Consider the following 25951-nt stretch of genomic DNA (forward strand, 5'->3'; position numbering starts at 1 on the left):
CACGATGGCGAGGTCGTGGGTGATGAAGAGCAGGATCAGCCCCTGCTTGCGCTTCAGCTCCGAGAGCAGCTCGAGGATCTGCGCATGGATCGTCACGTCGAGCGCGGTGGTCGGCTCGTCGGCGATCAGCAGGTCGGGGTTGTTGGCGAGCGCGATGGCGATCATCACCCGCTGGCGCTGCCCGCCCGAGAGCTGGTGCGGGTAGGCCTTGAGCCGGGTCTCCGGGTCGCGGATGCCGACCTGGGTGAGCAGCTCGATGATCCGTTTCTCGACCGCCGGCCCGCGCAGGCCCTGGTGCAGCTCGATCGACTCGGCGAGCTGCTTGTCGAGGGTGTGGAGCGGGTTGAGCGAGGTCATCGGCTCCTGAAAGATGAAGCTGATGTCGTTGCCGCGCACCTTGCGCAGCCGCGCCTCGGGGGCGCCGACCATCTCCTGCCCCTCGTAGAGGATCGAGCCGGAGACGCGGGCGCTGTCGCCCACCAGCCGCACCGTCGAGAGCGCGGTGACGGACTTGCCCGAGCCCGATTCGCCCACCAGCGCCACGGTCTCGCCGCGGCCGCACCCCCGGACATCGCCCCACGCGCTCTCCGGTGCACGCCCGGTGCACGCCCCGTGCACGCCCGGCACGGGGGCCCGCCCCCCGCGACCATTCGGCCGCCTTGCCGATCTCGGCGGCCGGGCATAGCTTGCGCCGCGAACGAGCGAGGGAGCCCGATGGCCGACAAACCCAGAGCGATCTTCGAGGAGGTCAAGCCCGGCGAGCCGGTCCGCGGCCGCGCGCCCGTCACCGGCGGCATCGACCGGGGCGGGCAGGGGGCGCGCGGCCTCGTGCGCGTGTGGCTGATGGTGCTCTTCGCGCTGGTCATGGTGATGATCGTCGTCGGGGGCATGACCCGCCTCACCGACAGCGGCCTGTCGATCACCGAGTGGGCGCCGATCTCCGGCGCGCTGCCGCCGATGAACGCCGCCGACTGGGAGCGCGAGTTCGCCGCCTACCAGCAGACCACCGAGTACCGCGAGCAGAACGCCGGCATGAGCCTCGCCGAGTTCAAGTCGATCTACTGGTGGGAATGGGGCCACCGCCAGCTCGGGCGGGTGATCGGGCTGGTCTGGGCGCTCGGCTTCGCGGGCCTGCTCGTCGCCGGCAAGATGCCGCGCGGCTGGACCGGGCGGCTGCTCGTGCTCGGCGCGCTCGGCGGGCTGCAGGGGGCGGTCGGCTGGTGGATGGTCGCCTCCGGGCTCGAGGAGGGAATGTTCGATGTCGCCTCCTACCGCCTCGCCGTCCATCTCGGCCTCGCCTTCGCGATCTTCGGGCTCATCGCGTGGTTCTGCTTCCGCCTCGGACGGCCCTCGGCCGACCTGCTGCAGGCCCGCCGCGCCGGCGAGCCGAAGCTGTTCTCGATGTCGACCGGGCTGATGCACGCTGCGTTCCTGCAGATCCTGCTTGGCGCGCTCGTCGCGGGCATCGACGCGGGCCGCAACTACCCGTCGTGGCCGCTGATGGACGGCGGGCTGGTGCCGGCGGACGTATTCGGCCTCGAGCCGCTCTGGCGCAACTTCTTCGAGAACCCGGGCCTCGTGCAGTTCATGCACCGGATGGTCGGCTACCTCGTCTTCGCCTTCGGCATCGTCGTGTGGCTGCGCGCGCGCCGCTCGGGCAACCACGCCACGCGCTTCGCCTTCAACGCGGTGCTGGCGATGCTGCTGGTGCAGATGGCGCTCGGCGTCCTGACGGTGCTCTACGCCGCGCCGGTGACACTGGCGATCCTGCACCAGCTGGGCGCGGTGCTGCTCTGGGTGCTGATCCTGCGCGGCCGCTTCCTCGCCCGTTACCCGTTGCCGCAATCCGTGAGAGGTGCCCGCCGATGACCCCGTTCGACGAGCTGATGAGCCACCAGCGCGAGACCACCGCCCTGGGCCAGGTCGCGGGGCGGCTGGGCTGGGACCAGGAGACGGTGATGCCGCGCGGGTCGGCCGAGCAGCGGGCCGAGGAGATGGCGGCGATGGAGACGGTGCTGCACGCCCGCCGCACCGATCCGCGCGTCGGCGAGTGGCTCGCCGCGCTCGACGAGGGCGCGCTCGGGGCGGCCGACCGGGCGCAGGTGCGGCTGATCCGGCGCGAGTACGAGCGCGCAGTGAAGGTGCCGGGCCGCCTCGCCGCCGAGCTCGCGCGGGTGACCTCGCGCAGCCAGGGCGTCTGGGCCGAGGCGCGCGCCGCCGACGATTTCACCGCCTTCGCCTCCACCCTCGAGCGGGTCGTCGCGCTCAAGCGCGAGGAGGGCGCGGCGCTCGCGGCGGAGGGCGACGTCTACGACGCGCTGCTCGACGATTACGAGCCGGGGATGAAGGCCGCCGAGCTCGACCGGATGTTCGGCGCGCTGCGCCCGCGCCTCGTGGCGCTGCGCGAGGCGGTGCTCGGCAAGCCGCGCGCGCCCGAGTTGACGGGCGACTTCGACGAGGCCGCGCAGATGAAGCTGTCGCGGCGCATTGCGCAGGTCTTCGGCTACGACATGAAGCGCGGCCGGGTCGACAAGGCGGTGCACCCGTTCTCGTCCGGGTCGGGCAACGACGTGCGCATCACCACCCGCACCGCGCCGGACGATCCGTTCAACTGCGTCTACTCGACGATCCACGAGGTCGGCCACGGCGCCTACGAGCAGGGCATCGACCAGGCGTACCTGCTGACGCCGGTGGGGCAGGGCGTCTCGATGGGCGTGCACGAGAGCCAGAGCCGCATCTACGAGAACCAGCTCGGCCGCAGCCGCGCCTTCACGGCCTGGCTGTTCGGCGAAATGGCCGACGCGTTCGGCAACCTCGGCGTCGCCGACGCCGACGCCTTCTACGCCGCCGCCAACCGGGTCCACCCGGGCTACATCCGCACCGAGTCCGACGAGGTGCAATACAACCTCCACATCCTGATGCGCTACGACCTGGAGCGCGCTCTGATCGGCCGCTCGCTCGAGGTGGCCGATCTCGAGGAGGCCTGGAATACGCGCTTCGAGGCCGATTTCGGCACCCGGGTCGACCGCCCCTCCAACGGCGTGCTGCAGGACGTGCACTGGTCGGTCGGGCTGTTCGGCTACTTCCCGACCTACACCCTCGGCAACGTCTATGCCGGCTGCCTGCACAAGGCGCTGCGCGCGGCGGTGCCCGACCTCGACGCTACCCTCGCCGCCGGCGAGACCGCCCCGGCGACGGAGTGGCTGCGCGAGCGGCTGCAGCGCCACGGCGGGCTGCGTCCGCCGCGCGACACGGTGCGGGAGGCCTGCGGCTTCGAGCCCGGCGAGGGGCCGCTGCTCGACTATCTCGAGGCGAAGTTCGGCGCGCTCTACGGACTGTAGGGCGCGCGAATTGCCAATGCCCCCGCGCTCTGTCACTTCTGGCAGCCGTGAGCCTATGACGCGAGGACGCGCATGAAGATCATCATCTGCGGGGCCGGGCAGGTCGGCTGGCAGATCGCCCGTCACCTGTCGGGCGAGCGCAACGACGTCACCGTCGTCGACAACAACCCCGACCTCGTGCGCCGCGCCACCGACACGCTCGACGTCCAGGGCATCGCGGGCTTCGCCTCCTATCCCGACATCCTCGAGCGCGCCGGCGCGCCCGACGCCGACATGATCATCGCCGCGACCCACAGCGACGAGGTCAACATGGTGATCTGCCAGGTCGCGCACTCGATCTTCGCGGTGCGCCGCAAGATCGCGCGGCTGCGCTCGCAGAGCTACCTCGACGCGATCTACGCCGACCTCTACCGGCGCGACCACATGCCGATCGACGTGGTGATTTCGCCCGAGAAGGAGGTCGCCGAGGCGGCGCTGCAGCGCCTCGCCGCGCCCGCCGCGTTCGACACCGAGGAGTTCCTCGACGGCGCGGGCACCTTGCTCGGGATCACCATCCGCGAGGATTGCCCGGTGGTGAACACGCCGCTGCGCCAGCTTACCGACCTGTTCTCCACCCTGCGCGCCATCGTCGTCGGGCTGCGCCGCGACGGCCAGCTGTTCGTGCCCGCGCCGGGCGACCAGATCTTCCCCGGCGACGCCGCCTACATCTTCGCGGCGCGCGAGGACGTGGGGCGCACGCTCGAGATCTTCGGCAAGACCCAGACCAAGAAGGAACGCGTCGTCATCATCGGCGGCGGCAACGTCGGGCTCGCCGTGGCCAAGGCGCTCGAGACGCGCGCCGAGCGGGTGCGCGTGCGGGTGATCGAGCGCGACCGGGCCACCGCCGAGCACGCCGCCGACGCGCTCGAGCGCACGATGGTGCTCAACGGCGACGGGCTCGACACCGCGATCCTGCAGGAGGCCAACATCGGCCGCGCCGACGCGGTGCTGGTGGTGACGGACGACGACAAGACCAACCTGCTCGCCGCGGTGCGCGCCAAGGAGCTGGGCTGTCCGATGGCGATCTGTCTCACCAACGACCCGACGCTGGTGCCCTTGATGGGCCCGCTCGACATCGACGCCCACATCAACCCGCGCGCCACCACCGTCAGCTCGATCCTGCGCCACATCCGCCACGGCCGGGTGCGCGGCGTCTACTCGATCGGCGACGCCGAGGCCGAGATGATCGAGGCGCAGGTGCTGTCCACCTCGCCCATGGCCGGCCAGCGCGTCCGCGACATCGCCTTCCCGGAGGGCGTGCTGGTCGGCGGCCTGCTGAAGAACGGCAAGTACGTCAAGCCGACGGGCGAGACCCGGGTCGAGGAGGGCGATCTCGTGGCGATCTTCGCGATGGCCGACGACGTGCCCGAGGTCGAGCGGCTGCTCCAGGTCTCGATCGACTTCTTCTGATGCGCGTCGCGAGGACCACCGCGAGGCCACGCCAGCCGCTCTTCGTGGTCCTGATGTGGTTCGGCAGCGCGGCGATGCTGATCCCGGCCGCGCACGGCTACGCCGTCGAGGCCATCCGCGAGGCGCAGACCTTCCTCGGCGGCGCGCTGCTGTTCCTGATCGGCTCGGGCATCGTCGCGCTCGCCCTGCGCGGGCGGCGGCCCGACGAGAGCGCCTTCAGCCAGCTCGCCACCCTGCTCGCCGCCTTCGTGGTGCTGCCGCTGGCCTTTGCGCTGCCGTTCTGGATCGCCCAGCCGCAGGGGACGCTGTTCGACGCCTGGTTCGAAATGGTCTCCTCCTTCACCACCACCGGCGCGACGCTCTACGACCCGGCGCGCCTGCCCGACACGCTGCATGTCTGGCGCGCGGTCGTGGGGTGGCTCGGCGGCCTGCTGGTCTGGATCGCGGCGATGGCGGTGTTCGCGCCGCTGAGCCTCGGCGGCTTCGAGGTGCGCGCCAGCGTCGGGCGGCGCGACATGGCGACCCGCTTCGCGCAGGTGACCCGCACCGCCGGCCCCTACGAGCGGCTCGACCGCTACTTCACCCGGCTGGCACCGATCTACACCAGCCTGACCCTGGCGCTGTGGCTCGGGCTGATCCTGTCGGGGCAGTCGCCGTTCCACGGTTTCGTGCACGCGCTGTCGGTGATGGCGACCTCGGGCATCTCGGCGTCGGGCGGGCTCGGCGGCGCGGGGGGCAGCGTGCTCGGCGAGGTGCTGATCCTCGGCTTCCTCGTCCTCGCCCTGTCGCGGCGCACCTACAGCTGGGGCCTGCCCGGCGAGAGCGGCCAGAAGCTACGCGACGACCACGAGTTCCGGCTGGGGATGCTGATCCTCGGCCTGAGCGCCTCGACGCTGTTCGTGCGCCACTGGATCGGCAGCGACGACGGGGCCGACCCGGCCAACGCCTTCGCGGCGCTCTGGGGCGGGCTGTTCACCGCCGCCTCGTTCCTGACCACGCTGGGGCTCGAGTCGCGCTACTGGTCCAGCGCGACGCTGTGGTCGGGGCTGGAGACGCCGGGGCTGGTGCTGATCGGGCTGGCGATCTTCGGCGGCGGCATCGGCACCACGGCGGGCGGCGTGAAGCTGCTGCGGGTGCACGCGCTCTACCACCACGGCCGCCGCGAAATCGAGCGGCTGGTGCATCCGAACTCCGTCGGCGGGCAGGGGCCCGAGGCGCGGCGCATCCGGCGCGAGGGGGCGATGATCGCCTGGGTGTTCTTCATGCTCTTCGCGATGTCCATCGCCGCGCTGATGCTGGCGGTGACACTCACCGGCGTCGATTTCGAGGGCGCGATGGTGCTCGCCGTGGCGGCGGTCACGAATTGCGGGCCGCTGGCGCGCATCGGTGCCGAGGTGCCGATTCCGTGGTCGGAGGTGCCCGAGGCGGCGCGGGCGGTGCTGGCGGCGGGGATGGTGCTCGGCCGGCTCGAGCTGCTGGCGATCATCGCGCTGCTCAATCCCGACCTGTGGCGCGGATGACGAAGCCGGCGCGCCGCGCCCGAAAGGGGCTGGAATCTCGCCCCCTCACGCGACATACTCCCGCGACGAGGGATGGGTGTTGCCATAAAGCGCCCAGTCAAGAAGACAACAAGAACAAAGGGCTGAAGCCATGGCTGCCGACAAGCAGAACCTTCAGGACGCGTTTCTGAATCACGTCCGCAAGACGAAGGTTCCGGTGACGATCTTTCTCATCAACGGCGTGAAGCTGCAGGGCGTGATCACCTGGTTCGACAGCTTCTGCGTGCTGCTGCGCCGGGACGGCCAGTCGCAGCTCGTCTACAAGAGCGCGATCTCGACGATCATGCCGTCGCAGCCGATCAACCTGTACGAAAGCGAAGATTGACCTTCGATCCCGAGACCGGGGACCGGCGCGAGAAACCGACCCGCGCCTTCGTCCTCCACCCCGACATCAAGACCCGCGGCCAGCGCCGCGATCCGACCCCCGCGCTCGAGGAAGCCGTGGCGCTCGCCGCCGCGTTGCCCGGGCTCGAGGTGATCGGCGCGGAGGTCGTGCGGCTGCAGCAGGTCCATCCGGGCCACCTGTTCGGCACCGGCAAGATCGCCGAGCTGAAGCAGCGGCTCAAGGCCGAGGAGGCCGAGCTGGTGCTCGTCGACGGCCCTGTCAGCCCGGTGCAGCAGCGCAACCTCGAGAAGGAGTGGGGCGTCAAGCTGCTCGACCGGACCGGGCTGATCCTCGAGATCTTCTCCGACCGCGCCCGCACCCGCGAGGGCGTGCTGCAGGTCGAGATGGCGGCGCTGTCCTACCAGCGCACCCGGCTGGTGCGGGCCTGGACCCACCTCGAGCGGCAGCGCGGCGGGCTCGGCTTCGTCGGCGGCCCCGGCGAGACCCAGATCGAGGCCGACCGACGGGCCATCGACGAGCAGCTCGCGCGGCTCAGGAAGCAGCTCGAGAAGGTGGTCAAGACCCGCACCCTGCACCGCGCCTCCCGCGCCAAGGTGCCGTTCCCGATCGTCGCCCTCGTCGGCTACACCAACGCCGGCAAGTCGACGCTGTTCAACCGCCTCACCGGCGCCGAGGTCATGGCCAAGGACATGCTCTTCGCCACGCTCGATCCGACCATGCGCAAGGTCGAGCTGCCGTCGGGCCAGGAGGTGATCCTGTCCGACACGGTGGGCTTCATCTCCGATCTGCCCACCGAGCTCGTCGCCGCCTTCCGCGCCACCCTCGAGGAGGTGCTCGACGCCGACCTGATCCTGCACGTGCGCGACGTCGCCCACGCCGAGACCGAGGAGCAGGCCGAGGACGTGCGCACCATCCTGTCGGGCATCGGCGTCGGCGAGGACGCGCCGCTGCTCGAGGTCTGGAACAAGATCGACCTGCTGCCCCCCGAGGAGCGCGAAGGCCGCGCCACCCAGGCCGCGCGCCGCGACGACGTGTTCGCCGTCTCCGCGCTGGAGGGCATCGGCCTCGACCCGCTGCTCGCCGCCGTCTCCGCCCGCGTCAGCGAGCCGCGCAGCCGCGACGTGCTGCACCTCGGCCACGAGGACGGCCGCCGCCGCGCCTGGCTGTTCGAGCAGGGCATCGTCTCCGACGAGACCCGCGACGACGACGGCACCCGCCTCACCGTCGACTGGACCGAGCGCCAGAAGGCCCGCTACGGCCGGCTCTGAGGCGCGTCAGCCCGCGATGCAGGGGCTGTGGATGCGGTCTCCGAGGTCGAGCGCGGCGGGCTCGGGGCCGTAGAGGTAGCCGACCGCGTGCGGCCCCATCCAGTCGACCTCGGTCTCGAACAGGAGCGGCGCGTCGTCGGCGATGTCCGGCCGCGCGCGGCCGCGATCCTCGACCATGGTGCCCGTCTTGCTGAAGCCGAGCTGCTGCATGTAGTGCGACGCGCCGACCATCGTCAGCATCGGGTCGCCGCACGCATGGCGGTAGGACACGAGCGATTCGTAGACGTAGAAGTCGGGGAGCCAGTAGCCGGTGCCGCCCGCACGGAGGTAGATGCGCGGCTGCTCCTGCCGCCCCGTGGCCTCCCAGTGCGCGGCGATGGCTTCGGCGTCGGCGCGCAGCGTGTCCATGTGGATCTTGTGTGCCGCCGGGGTGACGAACTCGTACTCCGCGTAGGCGCGCTGCAGGCCCGGCAGGCGGGTCAGCGGCGCGGGGTTCACGCCGGCGAAGGTGACGACCGCGGCCATCACCGCCTGCCAGCCCACGAACAGCCCCGCCAGTCCCGGCCGCGCGCGCGGCAGAGCCAGCACCAGCACGAGGCTCGCGCCCATCAGGTAGGGCAGGAAGAGGCGGTAGCCGAACATCATGTGCTGCCCCGAGGCGCGGCTGGCGTAGAGCAGGAACAGCACCGCGCTGATCGCCCCGCCGCGCAGGATCGCGCGGGCGAGCGGCGCGCGCGACGCGAGCGGCGCGGGGCGCAGCAGGAGCGGCAGCAGGAACAGGCCCGAGAGCAGCAGGAAGTTGAGCAGCGCCGAGAGGCTGTCGAGCGGGGCGCGGCCGCCGTCGGCGAGCTTGAGGTAGTAGGAGGTCGGGAAGACGTCGCCGTAGTAGAGCGCCGCGAACAGCAGCCAGCCGCCCACGAGCGCGAGGCAGAGCGCCGCGCCCGCCCAGAGCGCCGGGCGGCGGTAGGCGACGGTCAGCACCGCGAGCAGCAGCGGCACCGAGACCAGCGCGCTGTCGTAGCGCGTGACGAACATCAGCCCCGCCAGCCCGCCGAGCCACAGCAGGTCCGCGCCTGTCGCGGCGTCGGCGCGCACCATCCTCGACAGGCGCGCGACGAAGAGCGTGGCGAGGCAGGCGAGCAGCGGCGTCTCGAGGCCGCCGACGGTCCAGAGCGCGAGGAACGGCGAGAACAGCGACAGCGCGCTGAACAGCAGCAGCGCCGCACCGCCGAGCCCGGTCTGCCGGACCGCCGCGAGCCAGCCCGCCAGCACCAGCGCCGGCGCGAGGAGGCGGTAGGCCTGGACCGGATCGAGCCCCAGCCACGCGAGCGCCGTCTCGAGCAGCGCGTGGAGCGGCGAGGTCAGGGCGGAGACGTACTCGCCGATGTTGTAGACCAGCCCGTGCCCCGCCGCGGCGTTGCGCGCGTAGCGTCCGACGATCAGCGCGTCGTCGGCAACGAAGGGCCAGAACAGGGCGCAGAGGCCGACGAAGGCGGCGGCGCAGCCGGCGACGAGCAGGTGATCGCGCGCGAGGCCGCGCGCCGGGGCGGAGGGGGCGAGAACTGTCATGCCGGTTCTGTCGCAGGGCATTCGGGCGCCATGAGGGCAACAAAGTGAACCGCCCGGAGCGGAGCGCCGTAGACAGAGGCGAAGGAGGGCCTGACATGAGCCTGATCGTTCTCTACGTGGCGACCGCCGCCATCTTCCTGGTCGCCGACGCGGTGATGCTGTCGTCGGTGATGAAGCCGCTCTTCGAACGCCACCTCGGCGACGAGTTGCGCGACGGGATCCGCTACGTCCCCGCCACCGTCTTCTACATGTTCTACGTCGGTGTGGTGCTGTACTTCGTCTCCGCCCCGGCGCTGCGCGAGGGGACGGCGCTGCTGCCGGTGGCGCTGAACGCCGCGCTGCTCGGGGCCTTCGCCTACGGCACCTACGAGTTCACCAGCTACGCGGTGATGGCGCGCTGGCACGCCTCGATGGTCGCCGCCGACTTCGCGTGGGGCACGCTGCTCACCGCCGGCTCGGCCGTGATCGGCCTGGCGATCACCCGCGCGCTGACCGCCGCCTAGTCCGCCGCGACCGCGTCGGCCACGGCGGGCCGCAGCACGGTGACGCCGACGGCGCCGCCGCGGGCGAGGGACGGGTCGAGCGACATCGGGATGTACTCGCCGCGCCGCCAGCGCTCGCCGAGGTGGTCGTAGTAGCGCGACAGCGGGTGGCCGGACTGGCCGGTCGAGGTGATGAAGACCGACGAGTCCGGGTCCGCGAAATCGTAGACGCCGCGGTAGACGGCGGCGTGGACGTTGAGCATCGGGTTCGGCCCGGTGCCGAGGGTCATGCCGCGCATCAGGGTGTTGTCGCCCCCCGAGGTCGATTGGCGGATGTTGACGAACCAGCGCAGCACCGCCACCTCGCCGAGCACGGAATGGTCGTGGCGCGCCTCGTGGGCGTCGCCCCAGCGCAGGGTCTGGAGGTCGCTGCCGTAGGTCTCGCCGATCCAGACGAGCGCGTCGTCGAGCGCCTGCCGGGCGATGTCGGTGCAGGTCTCGGTCGGGGCGGACTGAATCACGTCGCACCAGCGCGAGGCGCCGTTGAGGTCGCGGAAGACGCGCTCGATGAACAGCGGCTGCAGGTGGGTGAACTCGCGCGCCAGCGGGCCGAGCTCGTCGCGGATCAGCCGCTCCTGCAGGAAGCGCACCCACGCCGCGTAGAGCAGCGGCTCGGGCAGGTGCTCGTTCATCTCGCCGTTCCACTCCGCCAGCAGCGTCAGCGCGATCTGGCGCTGCCGCTCCGGCGTGCCCTCGGGCGCGGCGTCGCCGGTGAACCACAGGTCGGCCCCGATCAGCGGCAGCAGCGCGCGGGCGGTGAAGCTCACCGTGTCGAGCTGCGCCTCGATGAAGCTCTCACGGGTATGGACCTCGCGGCTCTGCATCAGCCGCACCCACCGCGCGACGCGCTGGCTGTCGCCCCAATGGTAGGAGACGTGGCGCGGGAAGGGGGAAGAGACGATCTTGTTGTTGGTGTGCCCGAGGATGCCGCCCTCCGGATCGACCCAGACCGGATTGTCGCTCGCCGGGAACGTGCCCTGCCAGCGGTTCTCCTCGATGTAGCCGAGCGAGGGCATCCGGCCGCGGGTGCGGTGGTCGGGGTCGCGCGCGGGCAGGGCGCCGATCAGCTTGAGGGCGATGCGGTTGCGGTCGGCGACGGTGAGCACCATCGCCGGGGCGACGTGGCGCGCGCCCGCCTCGAGGGCCTCCTCGACGTCGTGGGCGCGCATCAGCGCCATCGCCGCCGACAGCGACGTGTCGTCGTCGCTCAGCACCGTCCAGCTGACCGAGGTGACGTGGCCCGGCGGGCGGATAGTGCCGAGCTCGAACAGGTCGGGGGGCAGCACGGGGCCGTTGTCGGTCCATTGCAGGCGCAAGGTCTGCGCCGCGCCGCCCTTCACGACGACGATGCTGTCGCGGGTCTCGAAGCGCTTCCAGCCGTCGGGGGTGCGGTATTCGCGCGCGTCGTCCGGATTCACCTCCTCGACGAAGACGTCGATGTCGTCGGCGTAGGCGGAGGTGACGCCCCAGCCGAGGTCGGCGCTGCGCCCCGTCAGCACCACCGGCACGCCGGGGATGGTGCCGCCGATCACGCCGCCCGAGGACAGCTCGAGCCGCGCGAGGTAGAACAGCGAGGGCGCCGACAGGCCGAGATGGGGGTCGTTGGCGAGCAGGGTGGAGCCGGTCGCCGAGCGCGCGATGCCCGCTGCCCAGGCGTTCGACGCGCCCGCCAGCGGCGCCGGGTTGATCGGCGAGAGCGGGTCGTCGGGCAGCCGGGTGCCCTCGGCGTAGGTCGGCAGATTGCCCGGCATCATCGCGCCGTAGCGGGGCAGGGCGGCGACGCCGGGGCCGGGCGCGCTCGGGAGCAGGTCGTCGACGCGCTCGTCCTCCAGGATCAGCGAGGCACGGGCGCGCAGCACCTCGATGTCGAGGTGGCTCTGCATCTCGAGCGCCATCAGCTTGACGATGGCGATCGAGTCCGCCGGCTGCCACGGGGCGATGGCGTGGTTGAAGAGCCACATCTCGGGCGCCCCCCGCCCGCGCGCGCCGGCATTGACCTCGCCGAACCAGGAATTGACCCCGGCGGCGTAGGCCTCGAGCGCGGCCGTGGTCTGGCGGTCCTGCGCGTCGACGGAGCGGGTGGCGAGGGTGTAGAGGTCGAGCCGGCGCATGAGCTTGTCGATCCCCACCGTGCGCGCGCCGAACAGCTCCGACAGCCGCCCCTGCGCGGTGCGCCGCAGCATCGTCATCTGCCACATCCTGTCCTGCGCGTGGGCGTAGCCGAGGGCGAAGAACACGTCGTCGTCGCGCGCGCCGAAGATGTGGGGGACGTTGGCGTTGTCGCGCACGATCTCGACGGGCGCGGAGATGCCGGCCACCTCGTAGGTGCGGTCGTAGTCGGGCAGCGAGCGGGCGGCGAAGTAGTAGGCCAGGGCGAAGGCGGCGATCCCCAGCACGACGAGGGCGGTGGCGATACGCAGGAGCCAGTGGAAGAGGAGGGCCATGCAGTTCCCGGCAATGTTGACCGCGCGGTCCGGTCGGTTAGGGTCCGCGACGTTTCTACAGAACCGGCGGGAAGGGACAAGCCGATGGCACGAGTGGCGTTTCTGGGACTGGGTGTCATGGGCTTCCCCATGGCGGGGCATCTTGCCGCGGCCGGGCACGAGGTGACGGTCTATAACCGCACCGAGGCCAAGGCGCAGGCATGGGTGGAGAAGCACGGCGGCACCCTCGCCCCGACCCCCGCCGAGGCGGCGAAGGGTCAGGATTTCGTGATGGCCTGCGTCGGCAACGACGACGACCTGCGCGCGGTCTGCCTCGGCGCGGATGGCGCGCTCGGGGCGATGGAGGCGGGCGCGGTGTTCGTCGACCACACCACCGTCTCGGCCGACGTGACGCTGGAGATGGCCGCCGCCGCCGCCGAGCGCGGCGTCGCCTTCGTCGACGCTCCGGTCTCGGGCGGGCAGGCGGGGGCGGAGAACGGCCAGCTCGTGGTGATGTGCGGCGGCGACGAGTCCGCCTACGGGCGCGCCGAGCCGGTGATCGACGCCTACGCCAAGCTCTGCCGCCGCCTCGGCGACAGCGGCGCCGGCCAGTTCTGCAAGATGGCCAACCAGATCTGCATCGCCGGCCTCGTGCAGGGCCTGTCGGAGGGGCTGAACTTCGCCGCCAGGGCCGGGCTCGACGGGCGTGCGGTGGTCGAGGTGATCGGCGGCGGCGCGGCGGGCTCGTGGCAGATGCAGAACCGCTACGAGACGATGATCGACGACGTCTTCGAGCACGGCTTCGCCGTCGACTGGATGCGCAAGGACCTCGGGATCTGCCTCGCCGCCGCCGACGACGTGGGCGCGAGCCTGCCGGTTACCGCGCTGGTCGACCAGTTCTACAAGGACGTGCAGGCGATGGGCGGCGGCCGCTGGGACACGTCGTCGCTGATCGCCCGCCTGCGCAAGCTCGACGGCTAGTTCGGCGCCTCGTTGGGGAAGAACAGCTGGGTGCCGTCGCGGGTGACCGACGCGATGGCGGCGCGGCCCTCCTCGGAGAGCAGCCAGTCGCGCAGCGCCTCGGCGCCGGCGAGGTTGGTGCCGGGGCAGTGGTCGGGGCTGACGGGGATCAGGCCGTACTGGTTGAACAGCGCCGGGTCGCCCTCGAACAGCACGGCCATGCCGTCGCGGTTGGCGAAGCTCAGCCACGTGGCGCGGTCGGTGAGCGCGTAGGCGCCGCGCGCGGCGGCGAGGTTGAGCGTCGCGCCCATGCCCGAGCCGGTCTCGAGGTACCAGCGGCCCGACCCGTCGGCGGGCTCGAGCGATGCCGCCCGCCAGAGCGCGCGCTCGGCCTTGTGGGTGCCGCTGTCGTCGCCGCGGCTGGCGAAGGGCGCGCGGGCCCTGGCGATGGCGGCGAGCGCGGCGGCGGCGCTGTCGGCCCCGGCGATGCCGGCGGGATCGGCGGCGGGGCCGACGAGGACGAAGTCGTTGTACATCACGTCGCGCCGCTCGGTGCCGTAGCCGGCGGCGACGAACGCCTCCTCGGCCGTTCGCGCGTGGGTCAGCAGCACGTCGCCGTCGCAGTTCTGCGCGTTCTTCAGCGCCTGCCCCGTTCCGACCGCCACGACCTGCGCGTCGAGCCCGGTGGCGGCCTCGAAGGCTGGCAGGATCTCGTCGTAGAGGCCGCTGTTCTGGGTCGAGGTGGTGGACTGGATCAGCAGCCGCTCCGCCTCGGCCGGGACGGCGGCGGGCGCGGCGAGGAGGGCGAGGGCGAGGAGGGGGCGGATCATAACAAAAGGCGTCCTTCGAGGTAGGCGCGCGCCTCGTCGCTTTCGGGGCGCTGGAAGAAGTCGTCGGCGGGGCGGTGCTCGGTGATGCGGCCGGCGGCGAGGAAGGCGACGTCGTCGGCGAGGCGCGCGGCCTGGGCGCGGTCGTGGGTGACGATCAGCACCTTGACGCCTGCGTGCGCGGCGGCGCGCACCAGCGCCTCGACGGCGGCGGTGGAGGCGGGATCGAGGTGGGCGGTCGGCTCGTCGAGCAGCAACAGCCGGGGCCGCGCGGCGAGGGCGCGGGCGATGGCCAGGCGCTGCTGCTCGCCGCCCGAGAGCGCGCGGGCCTGCGCCTGCGCCTGCGCGCTGAGGCGGGCCTGCACCAGCAGCTCGGCGAGCCGCCCGGCGCGCGCGGCGCGCGGCACGCGGGCGAGGCGCAGGGCGTGGGCGAGGTTGGCGCGCACCGTGCGGTGGAGCAGCACGGGCTTCTGGAACACCAGCGCCGGCGCGCCGGTGTGGGGCGCGAGGTCGATCGCGCCGCCGTCGGGCGGGATCAGCCCCGCCAGCGCGCGCAGCAGCAGGCTCTTGCCCGCGCCGTTCGGCCCGAGCAGCGCGGTGATGCCGCCGGTGAACAGCGTCAGCTCCAGCCCGTCGAGCAGCGCCCGCCCGCCCCGCCGCAGGGTCAGGGCGCGCACCATCGCCACCGGCCGCGCCGGGGCGGCGGGGGTGTGGCGGAACGGCAGGACGCGGCGGTCAGCGGGCATAGGCGACCCCGTAGGCCCTCGGCCGCAGCCCCAGCGCGGCGGCGTTGAGCGCCAGCGACAGGCACACGAGCACCAGCCCGAGCGCCAGCGCCAGCGCCAGCTCTCCGCGCGACGTCTCGAGCGCGATGGCCGTCGTCATCACCCGCGTCACGTGGTCGATGTTGCCGCCGACGATCATCACCGCGCCGACCTCGGCGAAGGCCCGCCCCATCCCCGCCAGCGCCGCCGTCAGCAGCGCCGGCCGCGCCTCCCACAGCAGCGTCGCGATGCGCTGGCCGCGGCTGGCGCGCAGGGCGCGCAGGGTCTCGTCGAACTCGTCCATCAGCCCCGCGATGGCCGAGCGCGACAGCGCCGCGACGATGGGCGTGACCAGCACCGTCTGCGCCACGATCATCGCCGTCGGCGTGTAGAGCAGCCCCAGCGCGCTGAGCGGGCCGGCGCGCGAGAAGGCCATGTAGAGCAGCAGCCCCACCACCACCGGCGGCAGCCCCATTGAGGCGTTCAGCACCAGCGCCAGCGCCCGCCGCCCCGGAAAGCGCAGCACCGCCAGCGCCGCGCCCAGCGGCATCCCGATCAGGCACGCCAGCGCCACCGCCGAGAGCGACACCCGCAGGCTCAGCAGCACGATCTGCAGCAGCTCCCGGTCGCCGGAGGCGACGAGGGTGACGGCATGGGCGAAGGCGGCGGTGAAATCCTGCATGGCCGAAAGGCTAGCCACGTCGCCCGGGAGCCTGTCAATCGGCCCGCGCCGCGGCGCGCGGCCCGCCCGTCGCAACCGCGCCCGCAGGCGTCGCATCCCGCGCACGATCGGCGCGGAAAGTCCGCGATCGGCGGCGGTAGACACCCCCGCCCGCCGCCGCCATGGTGTCGCGGCAGTCAGGAGGAGAGCGCATGACCCACATTCTCGCCATCGACCAGGGCACCACCTCGAGCCGCGCCATCCTCTACGACGGCGAGATGCGACCGGTGTCCACGTCGCAGCGGGAGTTCGCCCAGCACTTCCCCCGTTCGGGCTGGGTCGAGCACGCGCCGCAGGACCTGTGGGAGACGGTCGTCGCCACCTGCCGCGAGGCGATCGCGCAGGCCGGGCTGGAGCCGGGCGACATCGCGGGCATCGGCATCACCAACCAGCGCGAGACGGTGGTGGTCTGGGATCGCGACACCGGCGAGCCGCTCGACCGCGCCATCGTCTGGCAGGACCGGCGCACGGCCGATTTCTGCGCCGAGCTGCGCGCGGAGGGGTTCGAGGCGGAGCTGACGCGGCGCACCGGGCTGCTCGCCGATCCGTACTTCTCGGGGACCAAGCTCAAGTGGCTGCTCGACCGCCACGAGGGCGCGCGCGCCCGCGCCGAGGCGGGCGAGCTGCTGTTCGGCACCGTCGACAGCTACCTGATCTGGCGCCTCACCGGCGGCGCCCGCCACGTCACCGACGCCACCAATGCCGCCCGCACGCTGCTCTACAACATCCGCGAGGGCGAGTGGGACGACACCATCTGCGAGCGGCTCGGCGTCCCGCGGGCGATGCTGCCCGAGGTGCTCGACTGCGCCGCCGATTTCGGCACCACGGAGCCGGGGCTGTTCGGCGCGGCGCTGCCGATCCTCGGCGTCGCGGGCGACCAGCAGGCGGCGACGCTGGGGCAGGCGTGTTTCGAGCCGGGGATGCTGAAATCGACCTACGGCACCGGCTGCTTCGCGCTGCTCAACACCGGGCGCGAGCTGGTGGAGAGCCGCAACCGGCTGCTCGGCACCATCGCCTACCGGCTCGACGGCGAGGTGACCTACGCGCTCGAGGGCGCGATCTTCATCGCCGGCGCGGTGGTGCAGTGGCTGCGCGACGGGCTCGGGGTGATCTCGTCGGCGGGCGAGACGGCGGCGCTGGCGGCGGGAGCGGATCCGGGCCACGAGCTCTACCTCGTGCCGGCCTTCACCGGCCTCGGCGCGCCGCACTGGGACCCGGACGCGCGGGGCGCGATCTATGGGCTGACGCGCAATTCCGGCCCGGCCGAGTTCGCGCGGGCGGCGCTCGAGAGCGTCGGCTTCCAGACCCGAGACCTGCTCGAGGCGATGCACGACGACTGGGCGGGGCAGGGCGAGGGCGTGCTGCGCGTCGACGGCGGCATGAGCGCGTCGGACTGGGCGATGCAGTTCCTCGCCGACATCATCGGCGCACCGGTCGACCGCCCGGCGGGGCTCGAGACGACGGCGCTCGGCGCGGCATGGCTGGCGGGCCAGCGGGCGGGGCTCTACCCGGCGCAGGCGGAATTCGCCAAACGCTGGTCGGCGGAGCGCCAGTTCACGCCGCAGATGGACCCGGACGAGCGCGCGCGGCGCTACGCGGGCTGGCAGGACGCGGTGCGCCGCACCCTGACGACGGGCTGAGCCGGGCTCAGGCCTCGAGCGGGCAGAGGTCGCGGCCGCGCGCGAGGCTGGTCAGGACCCGGCCCTCGCGGGCGTCGCGGATGCCGTAGCCGTATCCGGCGAGGCGGTGCTTCCACTCGCGCTCGGACAGGCAGCGGGCGCGCTCGGCGAGGACGAAGCGGCAGACGGCGGTGAGATCGGTGGTCTCGGGCATGACAGCCTCCATGAGATTGCGATGACGATGAGGAGAGACTTGCAGCGGTCTTTGTCGCCGGTGGCGCAACAATGCGGCGAAGACGTGGTATTGTTCGCTGTGACATTGACGCAACGGCAGCCTGGGCGGGGATGCCGGGCTGAAGCCCGGCCTACGGGCGGAGCGCCGGGTGCGGCGGGCCGGCCTCGAGCCCGGCGCGCTCCCCGCCGGCTACGCGGAAACGCGCCGACCCGCCTCTGCCGGCCCGGTCAAGCCCTGCGGGACAGGGGCCACGGGGCCGCGACGCTGCGGAACACGCGGCCTAGCCATCCGGCGGTGGTGGCGCTATAGCGGGCACCAGCAGGCCGCGATGCAAGAAAGACAAATGGCAGAAGACTTCATCCTCGACACCGACGACCTCCAGCGCCGCATGGACGGCACCATGAACAACCTGCGCACCGAGTTCGCCTCGCTGCGGACGGGCCGCGCCTCGGCGAGCATGCTCGAGCCGGTGCAGGTCGAGGCCTACGGGCAGATGACCCCGATCAACCAGGTCGGCACCGTCAACGTGCCCGAGCCCCGGATGGTGACGATCAACGTCTGGGACAAGGGCCTCGTCAACAAGGTCGAGAAAGCGATCCGCGAGAGCGGCCTCGGGATCAACCCGCAGATGAACGGCACCATCATCATGCTGCCGATCCCCGAGCTCAACGAGGAGCGCCGCCGCGAGCTGACCAAGGTCGCCGGCCAGTACGCCGAGCATGCCCGGGTCTCGATCCGCAACGTGCGCCGCGACGGGATGGACCAGATCAAGAAGGCCGCCGACGGCATGGCCGAGGACGATCGCAAGCTCTGGGAGGCCGAGGTGCAGGAGATGACGGACAAGTACATCAAGTCCGTCGACGACGCGCTCGAGCACAAGCAGGCGGAGATCATGCAGGTCTGAGCGGACGGCGGGCCGCCTGCGCGCGCCGCCGCGACCTGCTGCAACGAGACGACGCCCCGCCACAGGGGCGCATTGGAGAGCCGGCAGATGGCCAAGGACACAATGAATACCCCGAGCGGGCCGCGCCACGTGGCGGTCATCATGGACGGCAACGGCCGCTGGGCGCAGCAGCGCGGCAAGCCGCGCCTGTTCGGCCACCACGCCGGGGCGAAGCGGGTCCGCGAGATCGTCGAGGCCTGCCCCGATCTGGGGGTCAAGTACCTGACCATCTTCGCCTTCTCGACCGAGAACTGGAAGCGGACGCAGTCCGAGGTGGCCGGGCTCATGGGCCTGTTCCGCCGCTACATCGAACGCGAGGCGCGCGACCTGTTCAACCGCGGCGTCCGGGTGCGCTTCATCGGCGACCGGATCCGGCTCGACGACAAGCTCGTCGCCATGATGGACGACCTCGAGCTGCTGACCTCGGGCAACGACCGGGTCCACCTGACCATCGCGCTCAACTACGGCGGCCGCGACGAGGTGACCCGCGCCGCCCAGCGGCTCGCGGTGGAGATCGAGCAGGGCCGGCTGAACCACAAGGACGTCGATGCCGAAACGCTCGCGCGCTTCCTCGACACCCGCTTCCTGCCCGACCCGGACCTGGTGATCCGCACCAGCGGCGAGGCGCGGATCTCGAACTTCCTGCTCTGGCAGTCGGCCTACGCCGAGTACGAGTTCATCGACACGCTCTGGCCCGACTTCACCGATGCCGAATTCGCCCGCATCGTCGGCCACTATGCCCAACGCGACCGGCGCTTCGGGGCCGTCAAGGCCTGACGGCGTGGCGGGCGGATCAGACCCGGATCGCTGGAGCGACCTGCGCGCGCGGCTCGGCTCGGGCGCGATCATGGTGGGGATCGGCGGCCTCGCGGTGCTGGCCGGGGGCGTCTGGTTCCAGATGCTGGCGGTGTTCGCCACCTCGGTGATGGTGTGGGAGCTGTGGACGATGATCCACCGCGACCGCCCGACCATCGGGATGCTCCTCGCCGCGCTCGTCGCGTCCGTGCTGTCGGGCTTCCTGACGGTGGACCGCAGCTACTTCCTCGTCTTCCTGCTCATCGCGCCGCTGATCGGCGGCTTCGTCGCGCGCCGCGAGCGGGTGACCTTCGCCGCCTTCGCGCTGGCGATCCAGATCGCGGGCTGGGGCCTCGTGGTGTTTCGCGGCGACTACGGCGTGACCTGGCTGTTCTGGCTGATCGTCGTCGTCGTCGTCACCGACATCGCCGGCTACTTCGCCGGCAAGACCTTCGGCGGGCCGAAATTCTGGCCCAAGGTGTCGCCGAAGAAGACCTGGAGCGGGACCGTCGCGGGCTGGCTGGCGGCGGGAGTCGTGGGGATCGTGTTCATCCTGCTGACGCCGGCGGGCTGGTGGCTCGTGCCGGTGTCGATGCTGCTGAGCTTCGCCGGGCAGATGGGCGACATCGCCGAGAGCGCGCTCAAGCGGCGCATGAAGGTCAAGGACAGCTCGACGCTGATCCCCGGCCACGGCGGGCTGTTCGACCGCTTCGACGCGCTGCTCGGCGCGTCGCTGTTCATGCTCGTCGCCGCCGTTCTCTTCGACCTGCCGCGGGTGGCCTTTTGAGGCGCATCTCGATCCTCGGGGCGACGGGGTCGATCGGGCAGAACACGGTGAGCCTGATCGAGGCGCGCGACGATTGCGAGGTCGTCGCGCTGACCGGCGGGCACAACGTGGCGCGGCTCGCCGACGACGCGCGCCGCCTGAAGGCCGAGATCGCCGTCACCTCCCGCCCCGACCTGCTCGACGAGCTGCGCACGCGGCTCGAGGGGAGCGGCGTCGCGGCGGCGGCGGGCGACGAGGCCATCGCCGAGGCCGCCGCGCGGCCGGCGGACTGGACGATGTCGGCCATCGTCGGCGCCGCCGGGCTGGTGCCGGGCATGGAGGTGATCCGCCGCGGCGGCACGCTGGCGCTCGCCAACAAGGAGACGCTGGTCTGCGCCGGGCGGCTGGTGATGGACGAGGCCCGCGCCCACGGCGCGACGCTGCTGCCCGTCGACAGCGAGCACTCGGCTATCTTCCAGGCGCTGATCGGCGAGGACATCGCCGCCGTCGAGCGCATCGTGGTCACCGCCAGCGGCGGCGCGTTCCGCGATTGGCCGCTGGCCGACCTGCCGCGCGCGACGCTGGCGGAGGCGTCGTCGCACCCGAACTGGGACATGGGACAGCGCATCACCATCGACAGCGCGTCGATGTTCAACAAGGCCCTCGAGCTGATCGAGACCCGCGAGTTCTTCGGCGTGGCGCCCGAGCGGATCGAGGCGGTGATCCACCCCGAGAGCCTCGTGCACGCGCTCGTCGGCTTCACCGACGGGGCGCTGATGGCCCATCTCGGCCCGCCCGACATGCGCCACGCCATCGGATTCGCCCTCAACCACCCCGCGCGCGCGCCGCTGCCGGTGGCGCGGCTCGATCTCGCCGCCATCGGCCAGCTCACCTTCCGCGCCCCCGACGACGCCCGCTACCCGGCGCTGCGGCTCGCGCGCGAGGTCATGGCGGCGGGCGGGCTGGCGGGGGCGGTGTTCAACGCCGCCAAGGAAGCGGCGCTCGACGGCTTCATCGCGGGGCGCATCGGCTTCACCGACATGGCCGAGATCGTCGAGGCGGTGCTCGACGCGACGTCGGCCGACGCCGCGGCGGGCAGGGGCGGCTACGACCTCGAGATGGTGCTGGACACCGACCGGCTCGCGCGGATACGCGCGGGCGAGCTCATCGCAAAGAGAGACTGACCGACCGTGGACATCTCACAGATCATCCCCCAGTTCGGCGGCGCCGCCTTCACCATCCTGGCCTTCGTCGTCGCCCTGTCGATCATCGTGGCGATCCACGAATACGGCCACTACATCGTCGGCCGCTGGAGCGGCATCGACGCGGAGGTGTTCTCGCTCGGCTTCGGGCCGGTGCTCTATTCGCGCGTCGACAAGCGCGGCACCAAGTGGCAGATCGCGGCGCTGCCGTTCGGCGGCTACGTGAAGTTCCTCGGCGACGCCAACGCCGCGAGCGTCGGGGCCAACGCCGACATCCGCGAGATGGACAAGCGGCGCACGATGCTCGGCGCGCCGCTCTGGGCGCGCGCCGCCACCGTGGCGGCGGGACCGTTCTTCAACTTCGCGCTGTCGTTCCTGATCTTCGCGCTGGTGATCCTGTCGGAAGGGCAGGCGCGCGATCCGCTCACCGTGTCGGAGCTGCGCGCGCTGCCGGCCGACTACGTGCAGGAGCTCGAGCCGGGCGACGAGGTGCTCGCCATCGACGGCCGCCCCGCGCCGTCGCTCGAAGAGTTCGACGACTTCCTCGACACCCTGCCGCTCGAGGCGACGCTCGAGTACCGCGTGCGCCGCGACGGCGAGGAGCGGGTGGTGCAGGGGCCGTACCCGTATCCGCCGGTCATCCTCGGGCTCAATCCGCAATCGGCGGCGATGGACGTGGACCTCGCCGTGGGCGACGTGATCCTGTCGATCAACGGCACCGACATCCGCACCTTCGAGGAGCTGCGCCAGATCGTCGGCGCCTCCGACGGCGGGCCGTTGGCGCTGGAGGTCTGGCGCGACGGCGAGGTGCTCGACTTCACGCTCGTGCCGCGCTCGGTCGATCTGCCGCGCCCCGAGGGCGGCTTCGAGACGCGCTACCTGATCGGCATCAGCGGCGGGCTGTTCTTCGAGGCAGAGACCGAGAGCCTCGGCCTGCTCGCGTCGCTCGGCTACGGCGCGGCGCAGGTGTGGTTCATCATCACCTCGTCGCTCGACGGGCTGTGGCACATGATCACCGGCGCCATCTCCACCTGCAACCTCTCCGGCCCCGTCGGCATCGCCGAGACGTCGGGCGCGATGGCGAGCCAGGGGCCGCTCGACTTCATCTGGTTCGTCGCGGTGCTGTCGACGGCGGTGGGGATGCTCAACCTGTTCCCGGTGCCGATCCTCGACGGTGGCCACCTGGTGTTTCACGCCTACGAGGCGGTGCGCGGCAAGCCGCCCTCGGACGCGGCGCTGCGGGTGCTGATGGCGGCCGGGCTGTCGGTCTTGCTGACGCTGATGCTGTTCGCGCTGGCCAACGACCTTTTCCTCTGCCCCTGAACGACTCCGCCCGATCGCCATGATCGGGGCAAGGTGCTGCCACAATCCTCCGTCATCACGGTGCGCGACCAACCACGCGCAACGATGAGGCGGAGACCGCATGTCGACCATGAACGAGAGCTACGAGAGCCTGTCGCTCCTGATCGAGCTGAACCAGGACCGCCTGCTCTACCTCGCCGTCCTCGGCGTGGCGCTGACGTTCGGTGCGTTCCTGGGCGCGCCGCCCTGAGCCGGTCGGCGGCACCGCCGGCGTCTGAACCCGATTACTTGCCACAACGCGTCCTCCCGGGCGCGTTCTCGTTTTGACAAGCCGCACCCATGCAGCTACCAGATGTAGCAGTGGGGACGACTTCGAGGCAGGGATTATGATGTTCAGCGGTAGCCGCGTCGCGGCACGGAAAACCTTCACGACCACCTGCGCCGCGGCGCTGATGCTGGTCGCGGTCACCGCGAGCGCCCAGACCTACCGGTTCGACAGCGTCTCGGTTCAGGGCAACGGGCTCATCGAGGACGCCACGATCCTGTCCTACGCCGGCATCTCGCGCGGCGAGGCGGTCGACGCCGCCCGCCTCAACGACGCCGCCCAGCAGATCCGCGCCTCGGGCTTCTTCGAATCCGTCGAGGTGGTGCCGCAGGGGTCGACCCTGGTGATCCAGGTGCGCGAGTACCCGCAGGTCAACCTCGTCAGCTTCGAGGGCAACGCCCGGCTCAACGACGAGCAGCTGCGCGCGGTGATCCAGAGCCAGCAGGGCCGCGTCTACAACCCCGCCACCGCCGAGCGCGACACCGCCGCCATCGCCGAGGCCTACGCCCGGTCGGGCCGCGTCAACGCCACCGTGCTCCCCTCGATCATCCGCCGCGACAACAACCGCGTCGACCTGGTGTTCGAGGTGTTCGAGGGCGGCCTCTCCGAGATCGAGCGGATCTCCTTCGTCGGCAACCGCAGCTTCTCCGACCGCCGCCTGCGCGGCGTGCTCGAGAGCAAGCAGGCCGGAGCGTTCCGGGTGCTGATCCAGCGCGACACCTACTCCGCCGAGCGCATCCAGTTCGACAAGCAGGTGCTGACCGACTTCTACAACTCGCGCGGCTATGTCGACTTCGTGGTCAACGACGTCGACGTCGCCCTCTCGCGCGAGCGCGACGCCTACCTCGTGACGTTCAACGTCCAGGAAGGGCAGCAATTCCGCATCGGCAACGTCGGCCTGACCAGCGAGATCCCGGAGGCCGACCCGGCCGCCTTCGCCGGAGCGGTGCGGCTCGACCCGGGCAGCATCTACTCGCCGACCGATATCGAGAACGACATCGCCCGCCTCGAGGCGCAGGCGTCGCGGATGGGGCTCAACTTCGTGCGCGTCGACCCGCGCATCACCCGCGACGACCGCGGCCTGCTGCTCAACATCGAGTACGTGCTGGTGCCCGGCGAGCGCATCTTCGTCGAGCGCATCGACATCGAGGGCAACACCACCACCCTCGACCGGGTGATCCGCAGCCAGTTCCGCACCGTCGAGGGCGATCCGCTGAACCCGCGCGAAGTCCGCGAGAGCGCCGAGCGCATCCGCGCCCTCGGCTACTTCGCCGACGCCACCGTCAACGCCCGCGAGGGCTCGAGCCCCGACCAGGTGGTGATCGATGTGGACGTCGAGGAGCAGCCCACCGGCTCGCTCTCCTTCGGTGCCAACTTCAACACCGACAACGGCATCTCGCTGGTCGCCAGCTTCGCCGAGCGCAACTTCCTCGGCCGCGGCCAGTCGCTCGCCTTCTCGGTCTCCACCGGCGAGACAAACCGCAACTTCTCGTTCAACTTCGCCGAGCCGAACCTGCTCGGGCGCGACCTGCGCTTCGGGCTCGACGCCGCCTACCGCACCACCGACAACGCCAACGCGCTCTACGACACCGAGACCCTGCGCGTCAGCCCCGGCCTCAGCTTCCCGGCCGGCGAGCAGACCCGGCTGTCGGTGTTCTACGCCTACGAGTACACCGACATCACCGGTGTCGCCGGCACGCGCGATGCGCCGGCCGACGAGCGCGCCTCCGTACTGATCTTCGAGGAGGCCGAGCAGGGCGGCGTCGCCACCCACGCACTCGGTTACTCGTTCTCCTACGACAACCGCCGCTCGGGGCTCGAGCCGCGGGTCGGGGTCGTGCTGCGCTTCGGGCAGGAGTTCGGCGTCGGCGACGCGCAGTTCATCAAGTCGACCGCGCTGGCCAGCGCCGAGACGCGGGTGCTGGGCGAGGACGTCACCCTGCGCGCGACCGTCGAGGGCGGCGCGCTCGACTACCGAGAGGGCAGCAGCCGCGTCACCGACCGCTACTTCCTCGGCTCGCGCCTGCTGCGCGGCTTCGAGGCCGGCGGCGTCGGCCCGCGCGACGCCGACACCGACGACGCGCTCGGCGGCAACTACTTCGCCGTCGCCCGGGTCGAGGCCGAATTCCCGCTCGGCCTGCCCGAGGAGTACGGCATCACCGGCGGCGTGTTCTTCGACCACGGCTCCGTCTGGGATGTCGGCGACACCCACGGCGCCGACGTGATCTACAACGACTTCACGCCGCGCAGCGTCGCCGGCCTGTCGATCTTCTGGACCACGCCCATCGGCCCGCTGCGGTTCAACTTCTCCGAGCCGATCGACGTGCAGGAGCGCGACAAGACGCGCGACTTCGACCTCACGATCTCCACCGCGTTCTGATGATCCGCGCAGCGGCGCCCGTCCTGGCGCTGCTGGCGCTCGCCGCGCCCGCCGCGCTGCCGGCCCAGCAGGCCCCGGCCACGCCCCCCGTCGCGAGCGAGGGCGGGGTGCGCAGCCCGGTGCTGACGATCGATCCGGAGCTGCTCTATTCCGGCTCGGCCTTCGGCGACCGCATCGCGCGTGAGCTGCAGGCCGAGACCGAGGCGCTCGCCGCCGAGAACCGCCGCATCACTGCCGAGCTCGAGGCCGAGGAGACGTCCCTCACCGAGCGCCGCCCGACCATGGCGCCGGAGGCGTTCCGCGCCGAGGCGGCGGCGTTCGACGAGAAGGTGCAGGAGATCCGCCGCACGCAGGACGCCAAGGAGCGCGCGCTGAACCAGACCGTGCAGCAGGCGCAGGAGCAGTTCCTCGCCGCCGCGCGCCCGGTGCTGGGCCGGCTGATGGCCGAATATGGCGCCGCCGTCATCCTCGACCGGCGCACGGTGATCCTCGGCGTCGGCGCCATCGACATCACCGACGAGGCCGTCGCGCGGATCGACGCCGAGATCGGCGACGGCACCGGCGACGGTGACGTGGCGCCCGAGGCGCAGGAGTAGGCAGCTTGCCCGAGGGGGG

The 25951-nt window shown here is 71.7% G+C and carries 23 protein-coding genes and 1 pseudogene; 17 read left to right on the top strand and 7 right to left on the bottom strand.

What is annotated here, in order from left to right; all coding sequences use genetic code 11:
- Positions 1-561 (bottom strand): annotated as a pseudogene (locus tag OG2516_RS01905) (ATP-binding cassette domain-containing protein); the annotation flags it as partial.
- Positions 562-714: 153 nt separating this feature from the next.
- Between OG2516_RS01905 and ctaA the strand changes: the two are divergent.
- The 6 genes from ctaA (at position 715) to hflX (ending at position 7963) form a co-directional block, all read left to right on the top strand.
- The gene (ctaA, locus tag OG2516_RS01910) at positions 715-1869 is read left to right on the top strand and encodes a heme A synthase (protein ID WP_007253908.1); all 1155 of its coding nucleotides are present in this window, start codon (positions 715-717) and stop codon (positions 1867-1869) included.
- Positions 1866-3341 (top strand): carboxypeptidase M32, encoded by a 1476-nt coding sequence (locus OG2516_RS01915; RefSeq protein ID WP_007253909.1) that lies wholly within the window; start codon positions 1866-1868, stop codon positions 3339-3341. Before ctaA ends, OG2516_RS01915 begins: the two co-directional genes overlap by 4 nt.
- A gap of 72 nt (positions 3342-3413) precedes the next feature.
- Positions 3414-4790, top strand: a complete 1377-nt coding sequence (trkA, locus tag OG2516_RS01920; protein ID WP_007253910.1) for a Trk system potassium transporter TrkA — start codon at positions 3414-3416, stop codon at positions 4788-4790.
- A complete protein-coding gene (locus tag OG2516_RS01925; RefSeq protein ID WP_007253911.1) occupies positions 4790-6310 on the top strand; it encodes a potassium transporter TrkG in 1521 nt (506 codons plus the stop codon). The genes trkA and OG2516_RS01925 overlap by 1 nt, the downstream gene beginning before the upstream one ends.
- Before the next feature lie 130 nt (positions 6311-6440).
- Positions 6441-6674: an RNA chaperone Hfq gene (gene hfq, locus OG2516_RS01930; protein WP_007253912.1), complete on the top strand. Its 234-nt coding sequence runs from the start codon at positions 6441-6443 to the stop codon at positions 6672-6674.
- Complete coding sequence (gene hflX / locus OG2516_RS01935; protein ID WP_007253913.1) at positions 6671-7963, top strand: GTPase HflX; 1293 nt, start codon at positions 6671-6673, stop codon at positions 7961-7963. The genes hfq and hflX overlap by 4 nt, the downstream gene beginning before the upstream one ends.
- A gap of 6 nt (positions 7964-7969) precedes the next feature.
- Here the strand turns inward: hflX and OG2516_RS01940 are convergent, their stop codons facing one another.
- The gene (locus tag OG2516_RS01940) at positions 7970-9532 is read right to left on the bottom strand and encodes a hypothetical protein (RefSeq protein WP_007253914.1); all 1563 of its coding nucleotides are present in this window, start codon (positions 9530-9532) and stop codon (positions 7970-7972) included.
- A 95-nt stretch (positions 9533-9627) separates the two neighbouring features.
- Between OG2516_RS01940 and OG2516_RS01945 the strand changes: the two genes are divergently transcribed.
- Positions 9628-10035, top strand: coding sequence for a DUF2177 family protein (locus OG2516_RS01945; RefSeq protein WP_007253915.1), 408 nt, complete (start codon positions 9628-9630; stop codon positions 10033-10035).
- Here the strand turns inward: OG2516_RS01945 and OG2516_RS01950 are convergent.
- Complete coding sequence (locus OG2516_RS01950; RefSeq protein WP_007253916.1) at positions 10032-12518, bottom strand: penicillin acylase family protein; 2487 nt, start codon at positions 12516-12518, stop codon at positions 10032-10034. The two genes, OG2516_RS01945 and OG2516_RS01950, sit on opposite strands and share 4 nt — an antisense overlap.
- An 84-nt stretch (positions 12519-12602) precedes the next feature.
- On the opposite strand from OG2516_RS01950, the gene OG2516_RS01955 reads away from it, so the two are divergent.
- Positions 12603-13478, top strand: a complete 876-nt coding sequence (locus OG2516_RS01955; protein ID WP_040614886.1) for an NAD(P)-dependent oxidoreductase — start codon at positions 12603-12605, stop codon at positions 13476-13478.
- On the opposite strand, the gene OG2516_RS01960 is transcribed toward OG2516_RS01955, so the two are convergent.
- Genes OG2516_RS01960 through OG2516_RS01970 form a run of 3 tightly spaced genes read right to left on the bottom strand, consistent with a single transcriptional unit; the run spans position 13475 to position 15730 of the window.
- Positions 13475-14287 (bottom strand): ABC transporter substrate-binding protein, encoded by an 813-nt coding sequence (locus OG2516_RS01960; protein WP_007253918.1) that lies wholly within the window; start codon positions 14285-14287, stop codon positions 13475-13477. The two genes, OG2516_RS01955 and OG2516_RS01960, sit on opposite strands and share 4 nt — an antisense overlap.
- The gene (locus tag OG2516_RS01965) at positions 14284-15030 is read right to left on the bottom strand and encodes an ATP-binding cassette domain-containing protein (protein WP_007253919.1); all 747 of its coding nucleotides are present in this window, start codon (positions 15028-15030) and stop codon (positions 14284-14286) included. The genes OG2516_RS01960 and OG2516_RS01965 overlap by 4 nt, the downstream gene beginning before the upstream one ends.
- Positions 15020-15730 (bottom strand): ABC transporter permease, encoded by a 711-nt coding sequence (locus OG2516_RS01970; RefSeq protein WP_007253920.1) that lies wholly within the window; start codon positions 15728-15730, stop codon positions 15020-15022. Before OG2516_RS01970 ends, OG2516_RS01965 begins: the two co-directional genes overlap by 11 nt.
- Before the next feature lie 191 nt (positions 15731-15921).
- Here OG2516_RS01970 and glpK point away from each other — a divergent pair, with 191 nt between their 5' ends.
- Positions 15922-17409 carry a glycerol kinase GlpK gene (gene glpK, locus OG2516_RS01975; protein WP_007253921.1) on the top strand — a complete coding sequence of 496 codons (1488 nt, stop codon included), beginning with the start codon at positions 15922-15924 and terminating at the stop codon, positions 17407-17409.
- A 7-nt stretch (positions 17410-17416) separates the two neighbouring features.
- Here the strand turns inward: glpK and OG2516_RS01980 are convergent, their stop codons facing one another.
- Positions 17417-17602 (bottom strand): hypothetical protein, encoded by a 186-nt coding sequence (locus OG2516_RS01980; protein WP_050769100.1) that lies wholly within the window; start codon positions 17600-17602, stop codon positions 17417-17419.
- A 364-nt stretch (positions 17603-17966) separates the two neighbouring features.
- On the opposite strand from OG2516_RS01980, the gene frr reads away from it, so the two are divergent.
- The 8 genes from frr (at position 17967) to OG2516_RS02015 (ending at position 25932) form a co-directional block, all read left to right on the top strand.
- Positions 17967-18527 (top strand): ribosome recycling factor, encoded by a 561-nt coding sequence (gene frr / locus OG2516_RS01985; protein ID WP_007253923.1) that lies wholly within the window; start codon positions 17967-17969, stop codon positions 18525-18527.
- Positions 18528-18614: 87 nt separating this feature from the next.
- Positions 18615-19343 carry a polyprenyl diphosphate synthase gene (gene uppS, locus OG2516_RS01990; RefSeq protein WP_007253924.1) on the top strand — a complete coding sequence of 243 codons (729 nt, stop codon included), beginning with the start codon at positions 18615-18617 and terminating at the stop codon, positions 19341-19343.
- Between the two features lie 4 nt (positions 19344-19347).
- Positions 19348-20148: a phosphatidate cytidylyltransferase gene (locus OG2516_RS01995; RefSeq protein WP_007253925.1), complete on the top strand. Its 801-nt coding sequence runs from the start codon at positions 19348-19350 to the stop codon at positions 20146-20148.
- Positions 20145-21311 (top strand): 1-deoxy-D-xylulose-5-phosphate reductoisomerase, encoded by a 1167-nt coding sequence (gene dxr / locus OG2516_RS02000; RefSeq protein ID WP_007253926.1) that lies wholly within the window; start codon positions 20145-20147, stop codon positions 21309-21311. The genes OG2516_RS01995 and dxr overlap by 4 nt, the downstream gene beginning before the upstream one ends.
- A 6-nt stretch (positions 21312-21317) precedes the next feature.
- The gene (rseP, locus tag OG2516_RS02005; protein WP_007253927.1) at positions 21318-22652 is read left to right on the top strand and encodes an RIP metalloprotease RseP; all 1335 of its coding nucleotides are present in this window, start codon (positions 21318-21320) and stop codon (positions 22650-22652) included.
- 100 nt (positions 22653-22752) lie between these two features.
- The gene (locus OG2516_RS20835) at positions 22753-22881 is read left to right on the top strand and encodes a hypothetical protein (RefSeq protein ID WP_007253928.1); all 129 of its coding nucleotides are present in this window, start codon (positions 22753-22755) and stop codon (positions 22879-22881) included.
- Positions 22882-23017: 136 nt separating this feature from the next.
- Positions 23018-25336, top strand: a complete 2319-nt coding sequence (bamA, locus tag OG2516_RS02010; RefSeq protein ID WP_007253929.1) for an outer membrane protein assembly factor BamA — start codon at positions 23018-23020, stop codon at positions 25334-25336.
- Positions 25336-25932 carry an OmpH/Skp family outer membrane protein gene (locus OG2516_RS02015; RefSeq protein WP_007253930.1) on the top strand — a complete coding sequence of 199 codons (597 nt, stop codon included), beginning with the start codon at positions 25336-25338 and terminating at the stop codon, positions 25930-25932. Before bamA ends, OG2516_RS02015 begins: the two co-directional genes overlap by 1 nt.
- The last annotated feature ends 19 nt before the right edge of the window (positions 25933-25951 follow it).

Origin of the sequence: Oceanicola granulosus HTCC2516 (assembly GCF_000153305.1) — a bacterium.
In the GTDB taxonomy this organism is placed as follows: Bacteria; Pseudomonadota; Alphaproteobacteria; order Rhodobacterales; family Rhodobacteraceae; genus Oceanicola; species Oceanicola granulosus.